This window comes from Citrobacter amalonaticus, assembly GCF_018323885.1.
GTDB classification, from domain to species: Bacteria; Pseudomonadota; Gammaproteobacteria; order Enterobacterales; family Enterobacteriaceae; genus Citrobacter_A; species Citrobacter_A amalonaticus.
The window spans coordinates 2,491,003-2,506,312 of sequence record NZ_AP024585.1; the positions used below are offsets into that span (position 1 = coordinate 2,491,003).

General features: G+C 53.3%; 15 protein-coding genes. 10 read left to right on the forward strand and 5 right to left on the reverse strand.

Going from position 1 to position 15,310, the window contains the following annotated elements; translation table 11 throughout:
• Window positions 1–10: 10 nt before the first annotated feature.
• The 5 genes from KI228_RS11690 to pspA all read right to left on the reverse strand — a co-directional run bounded on the left by KI228_RS11690 (window position 11) and on the right by pspA (window position 3,429).
• Window positions 11–1,720, reverse strand: coding sequence for a sugar phosphorylase (locus KI228_RS11690; RefSeq protein WP_061070061.1), 1,710 nt, complete (start codon window positions 1,718–1,720; stop codon window positions 11–13).
• A gap of 159 nt (window positions 1,721–1,879) precedes the next feature.
• A complete protein-coding gene (gene pspD / locus KI228_RS11695; protein ID WP_043000556.1) occupies window positions 1,880–2,104 on the reverse strand; it encodes a phage shock protein PspD in 225 nt (74 codons plus the stop codon).
• A gap of 18 nt (window positions 2,105–2,122) precedes the next feature.
• Entirely contained in the window at window positions 2,123–2,482 is a 360-nt protein-coding gene (gene pspC, locus KI228_RS11700; protein WP_043000555.1) for an envelope stress response membrane protein PspC, read from the reverse strand.
• Window positions 2,482–2,706 (reverse strand): envelope stress response membrane protein PspB, encoded by a 225-nt coding sequence (pspB, locus tag KI228_RS11705; RefSeq protein ID WP_042318763.1) that lies wholly within the window; start codon window positions 2,704–2,706, stop codon window positions 2,482–2,484. Before pspB ends, pspC begins: the two co-directional genes overlap by 1 nt.
• Before the next feature lie 54 nt (window positions 2,707–2,760).
• Window positions 2,761–3,429 carry a phage shock protein PspA gene (gene pspA / locus KI228_RS11710; protein WP_043000554.1) on the reverse strand — a complete coding sequence of 223 codons (669 nt, stop codon included), beginning with the start codon at window positions 3,427–3,429 and terminating at the stop codon, window positions 2,761–2,763.
• 168 nt (window positions 3,430–3,597) lie between these two features.
• Between pspA and pspF the strand changes: the two genes are divergently transcribed.
• The 10 genes from pspF (at window position 3,598) to KI228_RS11760 (ending at window position 15,304) form a co-directional block, all read left to right on the forward strand.
• A complete protein-coding gene (gene pspF / locus KI228_RS11715; protein ID WP_044267222.1) occupies window positions 3,598–4,572 on the forward strand; it encodes a phage shock protein operon transcriptional activator in 975 nt (324 codons plus the stop codon).
• A 542-nt stretch (window positions 4,573–5,114) separates the two neighbouring features.
• Window positions 5,115–5,567, forward strand: a complete 453-nt coding sequence (locus tag KI228_RS11720) for a YqhG/Tai3 family protein (RefSeq protein ID WP_061070676.1) — start codon at window positions 5,115–5,117, stop codon at window positions 5,565–5,567.
• Between the two features lie 179 nt (window positions 5,568–5,746).
• Window positions 5,747–7,390, forward strand: a complete 1,644-nt coding sequence (gene sapA, locus KI228_RS11725; protein WP_044257738.1) for an ABC transporter substrate-binding protein SapA — start codon at window positions 5,747–5,749, stop codon at window positions 7,388–7,390.
• Window positions 7,387–8,352, forward strand: coding sequence for a peptide ABC transporter permease SapB (gene sapB / locus KI228_RS11730; protein WP_043000551.1), 966 nt, complete (start codon window positions 7,387–7,389; stop codon window positions 8,350–8,352). The genes sapA and sapB overlap by 4 nt, the downstream gene beginning before the upstream one ends.
• Window positions 8,339–9,229, forward strand: coding sequence for a peptide ABC transporter permease SapC (sapC, locus tag KI228_RS11735; protein WP_043000550.1), 891 nt, complete (start codon window positions 8,339–8,341; stop codon window positions 9,227–9,229). Before sapB ends, sapC begins: the two co-directional genes overlap by 14 nt.
• Window positions 9,229–10,221 (forward strand): peptide ABC transporter ATP-binding protein SapD, encoded by a 993-nt coding sequence (gene sapD, locus KI228_RS11740; RefSeq protein WP_061070059.1) that lies wholly within the window; start codon window positions 9,229–9,231, stop codon window positions 10,219–10,221. The genes sapC and sapD overlap by 1 nt, the downstream gene beginning before the upstream one ends.
• A gap of 1 nt (window position 10,222) precedes the next feature.
• Window positions 10,223–11,029, forward strand: a complete 807-nt coding sequence (gene sapF, locus KI228_RS11745) for a peptide ABC transporter ATP-binding protein SapF (protein ID WP_043000548.1) — start codon at window positions 10,223–10,225, stop codon at window positions 11,027–11,029.
• A 122-nt stretch (window positions 11,030–11,151) separates the two neighbouring features.
• Window positions 11,152–11,940 carry an enoyl-ACP reductase FabI gene (gene fabI / locus KI228_RS11750; protein ID WP_043000547.1) on the forward strand — a complete coding sequence of 263 codons (789 nt, stop codon included), beginning with the start codon at window positions 11,152–11,154 and terminating at the stop codon, window positions 11,938–11,940.
• 200 nt (window positions 11,941–12,140) lie between these two features.
• Entirely contained in the window at window positions 12,141–13,280 is a 1,140-nt protein-coding gene (locus tag KI228_RS11755) for a CMD domain-containing protein (RefSeq protein WP_043000546.1), read from the forward strand.
• Window positions 13,281–13,369: 89 nt separating this feature from the next.
• Window positions 13,370–15,304, forward strand: coding sequence for an exoribonuclease II (locus tag KI228_RS11760; protein ID WP_043000545.1), 1,935 nt, complete (start codon window positions 13,370–13,372; stop codon window positions 15,302–15,304).
• The last annotated feature ends 6 nt before the right edge of the window (window positions 15,305–15,310 follow it).

A 15,310-nucleotide genomic window follows, 5' to 3' on the forward strand; every position in this document is an offset into this window, starting at 1 on the left:
ATATTCCTTTTTATTTTTTAATCCACATAACCTGCCAGGGTTGCAGTGTTAATGTCTCTCCGGAAACACTCACTCCGCTAATTAAATCAACGCCTGTATAAATACTGGCATCAATGATTTGTTGGCGATCGCTAAAATTAAAAAGTGCATTGATTTTTTCATGTTCATCGGCCGAGCGAATAATCCGCAGAACAGAAGGTGTCAGACAGCGAATATCAAACATGGTCTCGGGATGAAACGCCTTATTACCCCTGCGAATAACAATTAATCGGGACAACGCCTGATAAATCTCATGACGAAGAGAACCTTCAGTCATCAATTCCTGTTCAATTGATTTTTGCTCATATTTTTTTCGGTTAATAGCCCGGTTATAACCGTGTTTTTCGACGCCTTCGTAGTCATTGCGCGACCCCAGAATGCTCTGAATATAAATCGCAGGAACGCCAGGGAAGGTTAATAGCAGAACATGGGTGAGAATAAATTTGGCAAGGCGTTCTTCATCGCTGTCATCCTGATGGCCTAACGCATCCATCCAGGTCACATTTAATTCATACGGACTCCGGGTGCCATCTGGATTATTTTTCCAGTTCACTAAGGCCCCTTCTTTCTGCAGATCCGTCACCAGTGTCAGAATATCGTCTTCCGCTAACAGCCCGCGCAGTGGATTCAATCCAATGCCATCATGCGAAGCCAGAAAATTGAACCAGGTGGTCTCTGTCGAAGGCAATGATAACGACTGCGCCCATTGGCACAGCACCCGGCAATCCTGGCGATGCAGGGAGTGCAGGACAAGTGGCGGCAAAGAGAACTGATAAACCATATGTGCTTCGTCATGCCCGTTACCCAGATAGGAAACATTGTCTTTGTGCGGGACATTGGTCTCAGTAATGATGACCGTGCCAGGGGCGACCTCATCTGCTATCGCGCGAAATAACTTGATCAGTTGATGCGTTTTTTCCAGATGAATGCAGGTCGTACCCGGTGTTTTCCACATATAACCAACGGCATCCAGACGTACATAATCGGCTCCGTGTTCCAGGTAGGTCAGCAGTACGTCAATCATGGCAAGTAGCACGTCCGGGTTATTGTAGTTGAGATCAACCTGGTCTTCGCTAAATGTCGTCCATAAATAACGAACGGATTTATCCTGCATGGTAAACGGTGTTAATAATGGCAATGCCCGTGGACGCGTTACTGCATGTAAATCAGTCTCTGGGTCCATCTCAATAAAAAAGTTTTCGTATCCAGGAACTTGCCGCAAATAACGTTCAAACCAGTCACTTTTTGCTGACATATGATTGCAAACAAAATCAAACATCAAACAACAGGAGCGGTTTAACTCACGAATATCATTCCACTCGCCGGCTTCGGGAGACACCTGATAGTAATCAATAACCGAAAAACCATCATCTGATGACCAGGGGTAAAATGGCAAAAGGTGAACATGTGAGAATACCGAGGAAAACCAGCGCGTCCAGAACTGATTAAAGGTTGGCAGCGGTTTTTCTTTCTCGCTATGAAATTGATCGGCATACGTAATGAGCACCACATCACTTTCATCCCAATGAGGTTTACGCTTTTTATTAATAATCTTACGCGCCCTTTCCATGCGCATTTTTAATGATCCATCGTGAAGCCCTGTCCATGTATCGCCATAGACGGCGCTGAGGCATTCCTTAATTTTTCGGTTCACTTTGTTTTTCCGTGGTAGCGGTCCCATGACAAAAAAGACTACTCTCGAGGAAATTAACTGTCAATGCAGTGAAAGAGGTTAAAAGCAGGAATTAATAGAATTTTAGCAGCTCAACAATCGATTTGTGAGCTGCCGCAAATTAATAACCAGGATGTGATTTAATTGTTAAAAAGAAGGCAATGGAAATTAACTTCCAGAATAATGTTTTGAAATTTTCGCCGCCATACGGCTTAAAAACGGTTCCAGAGCCAGCGCCAGCAACATTTTTAGCGGACGACGGGCGACGGATTTTACTGCCCACCCTGCGACACCCGCGGGGCCGTAGCGTAGCGCAGTCAGAAGCACCAGCTTACCTGCTATTTTCATACCGGGTTTTACCTTTTGCCCGGCGCGTTGCCAGCGATTATTCATCTCAGCTCTCTTAATGACTTACAATTGACGGAAACGGCTACGCAAAGTAAACGTGTCCGAGGTGACATAACGCTCCATTTCACGTAAGCGTTTCTCCCCCGCCGCCAGTTCTTTATCGACGATATCCAATAGCTCACCGCTGGACGGTTGCTGCTCGCCTGCGGCAAGGTTATCCGGCATCGGATCAAGCACAAATGCCAGAATGATGTAGACGACCAGGGTAAAAAAGGCCAGCCCGAAGAAGATCGACAACACCACTAAAATACGCACCAGTTTTACCGGCACATCCAGATACTGCGCGATCCCTGCGCACACGCCTCGCAGCATGCCCTGCTGCGGAATACGCCATAATTTTTTGTTCAGATCAATGCCGCCCATTAGCGATCCCTCCAGTTCGGATGTTCCGCATCGAGAATATCTTCCAGCGCCTGAATACGTTCACGCATGCGCTGCGCGTCATCGGTCAACTGAACTAAACGTTGCTGTTCGCTTTGCGATAATTCTCCGCGACTGGAACGGTTGCTGTAATGCAGCCATAGCCAAATCGGTAACACAAACAGCACGAAGATGGTTAACGGAATGGCCAGAAATAGCGCGCTCATGAGGTCTCCTTACAGGTGATGAGCGGCGGCGCGTTCGAGCGCCGCCAGGTATTATTATTGCTTGTCTTGCTGCATTTTGGCTTTCAGTTGCGCCAGTTGTTCGCTGATTTCATCATCCGCTTTCAGGTCGGCAAACTGCTGATCCAACGTTTTCTGTTTGCCAAAGTTGTGGCTTTCAGCTTCCGCTTCCATGTGGTCGATGCGACGCTCGAAAGATTCAAAGCGCGCCATCGCTTCATCCAGCTTACCGCTGTCCAGTTGACGACGCACGTCACGGGATGAGCTGGCGGCCTGATGGCGCAACGTCAGCGCCTGCTGACGGGCACGGGTTTCGCTGAGTTTGTTCTCCAGCTCGCCAATCTCTTTTTTCATGCGCGTGAGCGTATCGTCCACCAGCGTCACTTCATGCTCCAGATTGCCAATCAGATCGGTCAACTTCTGTTTTTCGATCAGCGCGGCGCGGGCCAGATCGTCCTTCTCTTTACGTAGCGCAAGCTCCGCTTTCTCCTGCCACTCTGCCTGCTGAGCCGTCGCCTGTTCGATGCGGCGTGATAACTGTTTCTTTTCCGCCAGCGCACGTGCCGAATTGGAACGCACTTCAACCAGCGTATCTTCCATTTCCTGAATCATCAGACGAACCAGCTTCTGCGGATCTTCCGCTTTCTCGAGCAGTGCGTTGATGTTGGCATTCACGATGTCGGCGAAACGAGAAAAAATACCCATAATTCTATCCTCACATTTTTCTGATGTCGGGCGATGCCCTGCTGATTCTCTAATACAATCCGCGTGCCAACTTTTTAATTTATTGATTTATATTGAGATGTACGGTTTTACCTTGACGAGAAAACAGGGTAAAGTGGTGAAATACACTAACATGTGGCGAAATTCATCATGGCAGAATACAAAGATAATTTGTTAGGGGAAGCCAACAGCTTTCTGGAGGTACTGGAGCAGGTTTCCCGCCTCGCACCGCTGGACAAACCGGTACTGATTATCGGCGAGCGCGGTACCGGTAAGGAACTGATTGCCAACCGTCTGCATTATCTCTCCTCTCGTTGGCAGGGGCCGTTTATTTCGCTTAACTGCGCGGCGCTGAATGAAAACCTGCTCGACAGTGAACTGTTCGGTCATGAAGCCGGGGCGTTTACCGGTGCGCAAAAGCGCCATCCCGGACGTTTTGAACGGGCCGACGGCGGCACGCTGTTCCTGGATGAACTCGCCACGGCCCCAATGCTGGTACAGGAAAAGCTGCTCAGAGTGATTGAGTACGGCGAGCTCGAGCGCGTCGGCGGCAGTCAGCCATTACAGGTAAACGTCCGTCTGGTTTGTGCGACCAATGCGGATCTTCCGTCGATGGTTAACGAAGGGTCCTTCCGGGCTGATTTGCTCGACCGACTGGCGTTCGACGTGGTGCAACTGCCGCCGCTGCGCGAACGTCAGGCAGATATCATGCTCATGGCGGAACACTTTGCTATTCAGATGTGCCGGGAAATTCGTCTGCCGCTGTTCCCCGGATTTACAGCGTATGCCAGAGAGACGCTGCTTAACTACGCCTGGCCGGGAAATATCCGCGAATTAAAAAACGTGGTCGAACGTTCGGTATACCGGCATGGCACCAGCGAAACGCCGCTGGATGAGATTGTGATCGACCCATTTAAACGCCACGCGCCAACGCCCCCTGCCGCTGAAACCGCAGCAACGGGTCCTTCGCTGCCCCTCGATTTACGTGCGTTTCAGCAGCAACAGGAGAAAGAGCTGCTGCAAACCAGTCTGGAACAGGCAAAATTTAATCAGAAACGGGCGGCGGAATTACTCGGGCTGACCTATCACCAGTTGCGCGCATTGCTCAAAAAACATCAGATTTAGCGCTCGTGTTAAAGGGAGCTGTTATCACCTGGAGCTGACAATACGCTGGATGGATTGATTAAGCATTCTTATTATAAATTTCGATGTTGATTAATATTGCATTAGAAATAATTACAGAGTTTATTGCTTTCCTTGAGTAATGTTTCGTCTCCATTCATTTGCTATCAAAGGGAAAAAAATGAGTTGGGATAAACATGTCGCAGTAGAATGCGCACGTAGACACGCAGGTAATTCACGTCAGAAAAAATGTGCACATTTTGTTTCTGAAGCAATACGAGCTGGGGGAGCAATCCTACACAACACTAGCCACGCGAAAGATATGGCATCAAATTTATACGCAGCCGGGTTTCGCCCAGTGTCTGGTGAAGCACGAGAAGGTGATGTCGCCGTTATTCAGTTAATTCCAGGACATCCTTCCGGACACGCATGCATTTATGATGGACACGGCAACTGGTATTCAGATTTTAAACAGCACAGCATGTACCCTGGCTCAACGTGGAGTAAAGCCGGACCCGCTTATCAACTCTACAGACGGGACTGAGATGAAAAAAATTATTCTTACCGGACTTCTCATCAGCTCCTCAACATTTGCCAGCATTTCCCCAATCGGGCCTGAAGCAGCGGCACTAAAATTTAATCACTGGTATATCGCACAGTTGTTGCAAGGGAAAGAGCCGCTAACTGATTATCGTGGTCTTGAGCCATATGTCACTGCCAATACCATTGCCGCCCTAAAGGCTTCAAATTCGGCAGACCCCGACGCTGAGGATGTACCTGATGTCGATATGTTTATCAAAGCGCAGGACTTTTTCGATGCCTGGCGACAGATTACCGTCGTTTCTTCAGACTTTGATCCTGTCTGTTATCAGGTCTACGTCTCGTTTGGTGTAAAACAGGAGCATACCGTTATAGATTGCATGGTGAAGGAAGATAATGTATGGAAAGTCCAGTCCGTCGCCGGCCAGGAAATATTACGCAACGTAATCCTAAAGTGATACTGCTCCACCGCGCATAACTTTTCTGAACGGACAGTGATATTGTCGTTTATTCGGTCAGATTTAGCGCGTCCCACCCCCTGATTGCGCATATTTACGCCAGTTACCCGCAGACATTTGTACCTCGCGGGCGATAGTGCGATACACTTTGCAAATCGTACCTAAAAACCTTAAAAATTATGCGCCTGGTTTTATCGTCTCTGATCGTGATGGCTGGACTTCTGAGTGGTCAGGCTACTGCTGCGCCTGAAACCGCCCCACGTGAAGATATTCGTGACAGCGGCTTTGTCTATTGCGTGAATGGACAGGTCAATACCTTCAATCCGCAAAAAGTGAGCAGCGGGCTGATTGTCGACACGCTCGCTGCCCAGCTCTATGATCGGTTGCTGGATGTCGATCCCTATACTTATCGTCTGGTCCCGGAACTGGCGGAAAGCTGGGAAGTGCTGGATAACGGCGCCACTTACCGCTTCCATCTGCGCCGCGACGTGGCGTTTCAGAAAACGGACTGGTTTACGCCTACGCGTAAACTGAATGCCGACGACGTGGTTTTTACCTTTCAGCGCATCTTTGATCGCAACCATCCGTGGCATAACGTCAACGGCGGCAATTTCCCCTATTTCGACAGTCTGCAGTTCGCCGATAACGTGCAGAGCGTGCGTAAGCTCGACAGTCACACCGTGGAATTTCGCCTGACGAAGCCGGACGCCTCTTTCTTATGGCACCTCGCAACCCACTATGCGTCCGTGATGTCGGCGGAGTATGCTGATCAACTGACAAAACAGGATCGCCAGGAACAGCTTGACCGCCAGCCGGTTGGCACCGGCCCGTTCCAGCTTTCCGAGTATCGCGCTGGACAATACATCCGCCTGCAACGTCATGACAAATTCTGGCGGGGCAAGCCGCTGATGCCGCAGGTGGTAGTGGATCTCGGATCCGGCGGAACCGGACGTTTATCGAAACTGCTTACCGGCGAATGTGACGTGCTGGCCTGGCCCGCCGCCAGCCAGTTGACGATCCTGCGCGACGACCCACGCCTGCGCCTGACCTTGCGTCCGGGGATGAACATCGCCTACCTGGCGTTTAATACCGACAAGCCTCCGCTGAATAATCCGGCGGTTCGCCACGCGCTGGCGCTGTCCATTAATAACCAGCGTCTGATGCAGTCTATCTATTACGGCACGGCAGAAACGGCGGCCTCTATTTTACCTCGCGCCTCGTGGGCCTATGATAACGAGGCTAAAATAACAGAATACAATCCGGCCAAATCTCGTGAGCAACTCAAAGCGCTGGGGCTGGAGAATCTGACGCTGCGCCTGTGGGTGCCGACCAGTTCACAGGCGTGGAACCCGAGCCCGCTGAAAACCGCTGAACTTATCCAGGCGGATATGGCGCAGGTTGGGGTGAACGTGGTGATTGTACCGGTTGAAGGTCGTTTCCAGGAGGCGCGGTTGATGGACATGAACCATGATCTGACGTTGTCCGGCTGGGCAACCGACAGTAACGATCCGGACAGTTTCTTCCGCCCGTTGCTCAGCTGCGCGGCCATCAATTCACAGACTAACTTCGCCCACTGGTGCAACCCGGAGTTCGACAACGTGCTGCGCAAAGCGCTCTCTTCTCAGCAGCTTTCTGCGCGTATTGATGCGTATGATGAAGCGCAGAACATTCTCGCTAAAGAGTTGCCCATCCTGCCGCTCGCCTCGTCACTGCGCCTGCAGGCCTATCGGTATGACATTAAAGGCCTGGTGTTGAGCCCATTTGGTAATGCCTCTTTCGCCGGCGTGTCGCGCGAAAAAAACGATGAGGTGAAAAAACCATGATTATCTTCACCTTGCGTCGTTTGCTGTTGCTGATGGTCACACTGTTTTTTCTGACCTTTATCGGCTTCAGTCTGAGCTATTTTACGCCACATGCGCCGCTACAAGGCGCATCGTTGTGGAATGCCTGGGTGTTCTGGTTCAATGGCCTCATCCACTGGGACTTTGGCGTCTCCAGCATCAACGGACAGCTTATCACTGAACAGCTCAAAGAGGTGTTCCCGGCCACGATGGAACTCTGCACCCTGGCGTTCGGCTTTGCGCTAATGGTGGGGATTCCGGTGGGTATGCTGGCGGGCATTACCCGCAACAAGTGGCAGGACCGCTTGATCAGCGCCCTCGCCCTGCTCGGCTTTTCAATCCCCGTGTTCTGGCTGGCACTGCTGCTGACCCTTTTCTTTTCCCTGACTCTCGGCTGGCTGCCGGTGTCGGGCCGATTCGATCTGCTTTACGAAGTGAAGCCGGTCACCGGTCTGGCTATTGTCGATGCGTGGATCTCTGACTCTCCCTGGCGGGATGAGATGGTGATGAGCGCCGTGCGCCATATGGTGTTGCCGGTGCTGACGCTGGCGGTTGCGCCGACCACAGAAGTGATTCGCCTGATGCGTATCAGTACCATTGAGGTGTTTGATCAGAACTACGTGAAGGCTGCGGCCACGCGCGGTTTGTCACGATTTACGATCCTGCGCCGCCATGTACTGCATAACGCCTTACCGCCGGTGATCCCCCGCCTGGGCCTGCAATTCTCAACGATGCTGACGCTGGCAATGATCACCGAGATGGTCTTTAGCTGGCCGGGTCTCGGTCGTTGGTTGATTAACGCTATCCGTCAGCAGGACTACGCGGCGATATCCGCAGGCGTGATGGTGATTGGTTCGCTGGTCATCATCGTCAACGTGATTTCCGATATTTTGGGTGCTATGGCTAACCCTCTGAAACATAAGGAATGGTATGCCTTACGATAGCGTTTATAGCGAAAAGCGCCCGCCAGGTACGCTGCGCACCGCATGGCGCAAATTTTATGGCGATACTACGGCAATGGTTGGCTTGTACGGCTGTGCAGGGCTGGTGGTACTGTGCCTGTTCGGCAACTGGTTTGCGCCGTATGGCATCGATCAGCAGTTCCTTGGCTATCAGTTGCTGCCGCCCTCCTGGTCACGCTATGGCGAAGTCTCTTTCTTCCTCGGTACTGACGATCTGGGACGCGACGTCCTGAGCCGACTGCTCAGCGGCGCAGCCCCCACCGTGGGTGGCGCGTTTGTCGTTACGCTCGCCGCAACGCTGTGCGGACTGTTTCTCGGCGTGGTCGCCGGAGCAACGCACGGTCTGCGTTCTGCCGTGCTGAATCATATTCTCGATACGCTGCTGTCGATTCCGTCTCTGCTGCTGGCGATTATCGTTGTCGCCTTCGCCGGGCCGCATTTAACCCATGCCATGTTTGCCGTCTGGTTGGCGCTGTTGCCACGCATGGTCCGTTCGGTCTACAGCATGGTGCATGACGAACTGGAAAAAGAGTACGTCATCGCGGCGCGTCTTGATGGCGCCTCGACGCTGAACATCCTCTGGTTCGCCATATTGCCCAACATTACCGCAGGACTGATCACCGAAATCACCCGCGCGCTGTCGATGGCGATACTGGATATTGCCGCGCTCGGTTTTCTCGATCTTGGCGCGCAGCTCCCCTCTCCCGAATGGGGTGCGATGCTGGGCGATGCGCTGGAGCTGATTTACGTTGCGCCGTGGACGGTGATGCTGCCCGGTGCAGCCATCATGATCAGCGTCCTGCTGGTCAACCTGCTGGGTGACGGCGTTCGCCGCGCTATCATTGCGGGGGTGGAATAATGCCATTACTGGATATCCGCAACCTGACCATTGAATTTAAGGCCGGTGAAGAGTGGGTCAAAGCCGTCGACCGCGTCAGCATGACCTTGAGCGAAGGGGAAATTCGTGGGTTGGTGGGTGAATCCGGCTCCGGTAAGAGCCTGATTGCCAAAGCCATCTGCGGCGTTGCCAAAGATAACTGGCGCGTCACCGCCGACCGGATGCGTTTTGACGATATCGACCTGCTGCGCCTTTCGCCGCGTGAGCGACGTAAACTGGTGGGACATAACGTTTCGATGATTTTCCAGGAGCCGCAGTCGTGTCTGGATCCGTCCGAGCGCGTGGGTCGCCAGTTGATGCAAAACATTCCGGCATGGACGTACAAAGGCCGCTGGTGGCAACGTATTCGCTGGCGGAAACGTCGCGCCATTGAACTGCTGCACCGCGTGGGGATTAAAGATCATAAAGACGCCATGCGCAGCTTCCCGTATGAACTGACCGACGGTGAATGTCAGAAAGTCATGATTGCCATTGCGCTAGCGAATCAACCGCGACTGTTGATTGCGGATGAGCCGACCAACGCGATGGAGCCGACCACTCAGGCGCAGATCTTCCGCCTGCTGACGCGCCTGAATCAGAACAGCAATACTACCATTTTGCTGATCAGCCATGACCTGCAGATGCTCAGCCAGTGGGCGGACAAGATTAACGTGCTGTACTGTGGTCAGACGGTGGAAACCGCGCCGAGTAAAGAGCTGGTGACGACGCCCCATCACCCATACACCCAGGCGCTGATCCGCGCTATTCCTGACTTTGGTAGCGCCATGCCGCACAAAAGTCGTCTGAACACCATGCCCGGAGCCATCCCTTTGCTGGAACAATTGCCCATCGGTTGCCGTCTTGGGCCACGCTGTCCCTACGCACAGCGCGAATGTATAGAAACGCCGCGTCTGACCGGGGCGAAAAATCATCTCTACGCCTGTCATTTCCCCCTCAACATGGAGAGAGAGTGAGATGGTTGAGACCTTACTTGAAGTTCGCAATCTGAGTAAAACCTTCCGCTACCGGACAGGCTGGTTTCGCCGTCAGACCGTAGAAGCCGTGAAACCGCTGAGCTTTACCCTCCGTGAGCGACAGACGCTGGCCATCATCGGCGAGAACGGTTCCGGCAAATCCACGCTGGCCAAAATGCTGGCAGGAATGGTCGAGCCAACCAGCGGCGAGTTACTGATTGACGATCATCCGCTCGAATTTGGTGATTATTCGTTTCGCAGTCAGCGCATTCGCATGATTTTCCAGGACCCGTCGACCTCGTTGAACCCGCGTCAGCGTATTTCGCAAATCCTCGATTTTCCGTTGCGCCTGAATACCGACCTTGAGCCGGAACAGCGACGCAAGCAGATTATTGAGACCATGCGGATGGTAGGACTGCTGCCCGATCATGTCAGCTATTATCCGCATATGCTGGCGCCAGGACAAAAACAGCGTCTGGGACTCGCCCGCGCGATGATCCTGCGCCCGAAAGTCATTATTGCCGATGAAGCGCTGGCGTCGCTCGATATGTCGATGCGCTCGCAGTTAATCAACCTGATGCTGGAATTGCAGGAGAAACAGGGTATCTCTTATATCTACGTCACCCAGCATCTTGGCATGATGAAACACATTAGCGATCAGGTTCTGGTGATGCATCAGGGGGAAGTCGTCGAACGCGGCAGTACCGCCGATGTACTGGCCTCTCCGCTGCATGAACTGACAAAACGATTAATCGCCGGTCATTTTGGCGAAGCGCTGACGGCCGATGCCTGGCGAAAAGACCGTTAACCGCTCTCCTGTTGTGGTCGGACTCGATCGCCCGATGTCACATGTTAAAATGACCGCGCTTTTACGGCACTGGCCCCCTAACCGAGGCCGGTCGCCACAACATTCACATAAGGATTTAAGCTATGGGTTTTCTTTCCGGTAAGCGTATTCTGGTAACCGGTCTTGCCAGCAAACTGTCCATCGCCTGGGGTATCGCTCAGGCGATGCACCGCGAAGGTGCGGAACTGGCATTCACCTACCAGAACGACAAACTGAAAGGCCGTGTGGAAGAATTTGCTGCTCAACTGGGTTCAGACATCGTTCTGCAATGCGATGTCGCAGAAGATGAAAGCATCGACACCCTGTTCGCAGAGCTGGCCAAAGCCTGGCCGAAATTTGACGGTTTCGTTCACTCGATCGGTTTTGCCCCTGGCGATCAGCTGGACGGCGACTACGTGAACGCGGTCACCCGCGAAGGCTTTAAAATCGCTCACGACATCAGCTCCTACAGCTTTGTGGCAATGGCGAAAGCCTGCCGTTCTATGCTGAATCCGGGTTCTGCCCTGCTGACGCTCTCCTACCTGGGCGCTGAGCGTGCGATCCCGAACTACAACGTAATGGGGCTGGCAAAAGCGTCTCTGGAAGCGAACGTTCGGTATATGGCGAACGCGATGGGCCCGGAAGGTGTACGTGTTAACGCCATCTCTGCCGGTCCGATCCGGACTCTGGCCGCCTCCGGCATCAAAGATTTCCGTAAAATGCTGGCGCATTGCGAAGCGGTAACCCCGATTCGTCGTACCGTGACTATCGAAGATGTGGGCAACTCTGCAGCCTTCCTGTGCTCCGATCTGTCCGGCGGTATCTCTGGCGAAGTGGTTCACGTTGACGGCGGATTCAGTATCGCTGCAATGAACGAACTGGAACTGAAATAATCGTGCCGACTTCCCCCGTGGGCGGCGCCCTGCCGCCCATGCTCTTAACTCTTCCCAGCAATATAGCTTTTTGATCTTTGTTATCACGCAACAATCTTTCATCCCTTCCCCCGCTTACGCCAGGATAAAGCAGCGAGAACGATCCGGCGTGATTCGACGACGACGTGTCCGGGTCGCCACATACAGACCAAGGAACGCCCATGGAACAACGCCGATTCAACGGCAAAAGCCACTGGTATCATGAAACCCAGTCCAGCACCGGTCCGCAGGACGTGTTGCCGCTGGTGCCCGAAGCCGCACACGTTGAAGACCGCTTTCTGTTGGATTTGGTGATCCCTGAAGATGCGCTTTTACCCTTTCAGTCCTGGCTGCAACCGGCCCGCCAGCTTGCTCATGAACTGTTCCCTGACACCGTTTTATTGAACCGCCTACATACCTTCAGCGCCTATGAACGCATGAGTACCGCGTTGACGGTCGCCCAGGTATATGGTGTTCAGCGGCTTTGCAACCACTATGCCGCCCGTTTGACGCCGCTTCCCGGCCCGGATTCGTCGCGTGAAAGTAATCACCGGCTGGCACAGATTACTCAGTACGCGCGCCAGCTCGCCAGTTCACCCTCAGTGATTGATAACCGCGCGCGCCAGCATTTATGCGATGTTGGCCTTTCTGCGTGGGATATCGCATTGATGAACCAAATCATCGGCTATGTCGGTTTTCAGGCGCGTGTCGTCGCTACGTTTCAGGCATGGCTGGGGCAACCGGTACGCTGGGTGCCAGGTCTGGACACACAATCATTCGCCGACGTATCCCTGTTTCAGCAACCCGATGCCACCTGGCATTCGGCGCACGAGCAGGTCGAACTGCGCTTCGCAACGGCGGAACAGTTGGAGTGTCTGTCGTGTTATCAGCCAATCGCCGCCCTTCAGCCCATCGCTCCTAATCTGGTTCATCAACCGACGCTGCTTACGCTGCTCGGTACCCTGCTTAAAAGCACATTGTCCATTGAGTCCCCCGCGCACAATTTCACCACACTACTGACATCGCGAATTAACGGCAGTGCAAGCTGCTTTAACCAACTGGCGACGTCAGTGGAAATCGCCGACTTACTGCGCCAGAGCGAACACGAAATAGAACGCCGGGAACAACAGCAGCCGGTTGAGCGTCCGCTGTTCCAGGCGATACAATTGTTGACGCGTGCCCCCGATCGTTTCAGTGCCGCGCAGTTCAACCCGTTCAACGAGTCCTGTACCTCCGTTGAACAGGCAATCAACCTGCTGGCCTGGTCGGGGTTATGCGGATGGCTGAATCGTCTGAAAATCGCGCTGGGTGAGACACATTAACCCTTTCATTGCCATAAAGAGCGCTTGCCGCATCAGGTACTTTCGCGTAAAACTGTCAGCCGCTCTTATGGCCACGAAAATAGACAAATATGTTTCAGGACAACCCGCTGCTAGCGCAGCTTAAACAGCAACTGCATTCCCAGACGCCACGTGCTGAAGGGGTGGTAAAAGCCACGGAAAAAGGCTTTGGCTTCCTGGAAGTCGATGCGCAAAAAAGTTATTTCATTCCACCGCCGCAGATGAAAAAAGTGATGCATGGCGACCGTATCATCGCCGTCATCCACACTGAAAAAGATCGCGAATCTGCGGAGCCGGAAGAGCTGGTTGAGCCGTTCCTGACCCGCTTTGTCGGTAAAGTACAGGGTAAGAACGATCGCCTGTCCATCGTGCCGGATCACCCGCTGTTGAAAGACGCCATTCCCTGCCGCGCCGCTCGCGGTGTGGAGCATGAATTTAAAGAGGGTGACTGGGCCGTTGCTGAAATGCGCCGTCATCCGCTCAAAGGCGATCGCACCTTCTTCGCCGAATTAACCCAGTTCATCACGTTTGCCGACGACCACTTCGTCCCCTGGTGGGTCACCCTGGCGCGGCATAATCTTGAAAAAGAAGCGCCGGATGGCGTAGCGACGGAAATGCTGGATGAAGGGCTGGAACGTCAGGATCTGACAGCGCTGAATTTCGTTACTATCGATAGCGCCAGCACGGAAGATATGGACGATGCGCTGTATGCCGAAGAACTGGCTGACGGCAAATTGCAACTGACCGTGGCGATTGCCGACCCTACCGCCTGGATCGCCGAAGGCAGCAAACTGGATAACGCCGCGAAAATCCGGGCGTTCACTAACTATCTGCCGGGCTTCAACATTCCAATGTTGCCACGCGAACTGTCTGACGACCTCTGCTCACTCCGCGCCAATGAAGTGCGCCCGGTACTCGCCTGTCGCATGACCATTGCCGCTGATGGCACCATTGAAGATGATATCACGTTCTTCGCTGCCACCATTGAGTCAAAAGCAAAACTGGCTTATGACAACGTCTCTGACTGGCTGGAAAACCGCGGTCGCTGGCAGCCTGAAAGTGAAGACATCGCCCAGCAGATTCGTCTGCTGCAGCGTATTTGCCTGAGCCGTGGTGAGTGGCGTCATCAGCATGCGCTGGTGTTTAAAGATCGCCCAGACTACCGCTTCATTCTCGGCGAAAAAGGTGAAGTGCTCGATATCGTCGCAGAACCGCGTCGCATCGCGAACCGGATTGTCGAGGAATCCATGATTGCGGCCAACATCTGCGCCGCACGCGTGCTGCGCGACAAACTCGGCTTTGGCATTTACAACGTTCACCTGGGCTTTGACCCGGCCAATGCCGATGCGCTGGCCGCGCTGCTGCAATCTCACGGAATGCATGTGAACGCCGAAGAAGTATTAACTCTGGAAGGCTTCTGCAAGCTGCGTCGTGAACTGGATGCGCAACCGTCGGGTTTCCTCGACAGCCGTATTCGTCGCTTCCAGTCTTTTGCGGAAATCAGCATTGAGCCGGGTCCGCACTACGGGCTGGGTCTGGAGGCTTACGCCACCTGGACGTCACCGATTCGTAAGTATGGCGATATGATCAACCATCGCCTGCTGAAAGCCGTCATCAAAGGTGAAACCATTAACCGTCCGCAGGAAGAGATCACCGTACAGATGGCTGAGCGTCGTCGCCTGAACCGCATGGCGGAACGCGATGTTGGCGACTGGTTATATGCCCGCTTCCTGAGTGATAAAGCGGGCACGGATACCCGCTTCGCGGCGGAAATCATTGATGTCAGCCGTGGCGGGATGCGTGTACGTCTGGTGGATAACGGCGCGGTAGCTTTTATCCCTGCGCCATTCCTGCATGCGGTGCGCGATGAACTGGTTTGCAGCCAGGAGAGCGGCACCATCCAGATCAAAGGTGAAACCGTCTATAAAGTGACGGATGTGATTGATGTCACCATCGCCGAAGTGCGGATGGAAACCCGCAGCATCATCGCCCGTCCTGCCGCCTGACGACCT

Coding starts and splice junctions, on each gene's coding strand:
- sapA (WP_044257738.1), top strand. CDS start 5,747: ATGCGCCTGGTTTTATCGTCTCTGATCGTGATGGCTGGACTTCTGAGT.
- sapF (WP_043000548.1), top strand. CDS start 10,223: ATGGTTGAGACCTTACTTGAAGTTCGCAATCTGAGTAAAACCTTCCGC.
- KI228_RS11720 (WP_061070676.1), top strand. CDS start 5,115: ATGAAAAAAATTATTCTTACCGGACTTCTCATCAGCTCCTCAACATTT.
- sapD (WP_061070059.1), top strand. CDS start 9,229: ATGCCATTACTGGATATCCGCAACCTGACCATTGAATTTAAGGCCGGT.
- pspC (WP_043000555.1), bottom strand. CDS start 2,482: ATGGGCGGCATTGATCTGAACAAAAAATTATGGCGTATTCCGCAGCAG.
- KI228_RS11690 (WP_061070061.1), bottom strand. CDS start 1,720: ATGGGACCGCTACCACGGAAAAACAAAGTGAACCGAAAAATTAAGGAA.
- sapB (WP_043000551.1), top strand. CDS start 7,387: ATGATTATCTTCACCTTGCGTCGTTTGCTGTTGCTGATGGTCACACTG.
- pspA (WP_043000554.1), bottom strand. CDS start 3,429: ATGGGTATTTTTTCTCGTTTCGCCGACATCGTGAATGCCAACATCAAC.
- pspD (WP_043000556.1), bottom strand. CDS start 2,104: ATGAATAATCGCTGGCAACGCGCCGGGCAAAAGGTAAAACCCGGTATG.
- KI228_RS11755 (WP_043000546.1), top strand. CDS start 12,141: ATGGAACAACGCCGATTCAACGGCAAAAGCCACTGGTATCATGAAACC.
- KI228_RS11760 (WP_043000545.1), top strand. CDS start 13,370: ATGTTTCAGGACAACCCGCTGCTAGCGCAGCTTAAACAGCAACTGCAT.
- pspB (WP_042318763.1), bottom strand. CDS start 2,706: ATGAGCGCGCTATTTCTGGCCATTCCGTTAACCATCTTCGTGCTGTTT.
- fabI (WP_043000547.1), top strand. CDS start 11,152: ATGGGTTTTCTTTCCGGTAAGCGTATTCTGGTAACCGGTCTTGCCAGC.
- sapC (WP_043000550.1), top strand. CDS start 8,339: ATGCCTTACGATAGCGTTTATAGCGAAAAGCGCCCGCCAGGTACGCTG.
- pspF (WP_044267222.1), top strand. CDS start 3,598: ATGGCAGAATACAAAGATAATTTGTTAGGGGAAGCCAACAGCTTTCTG.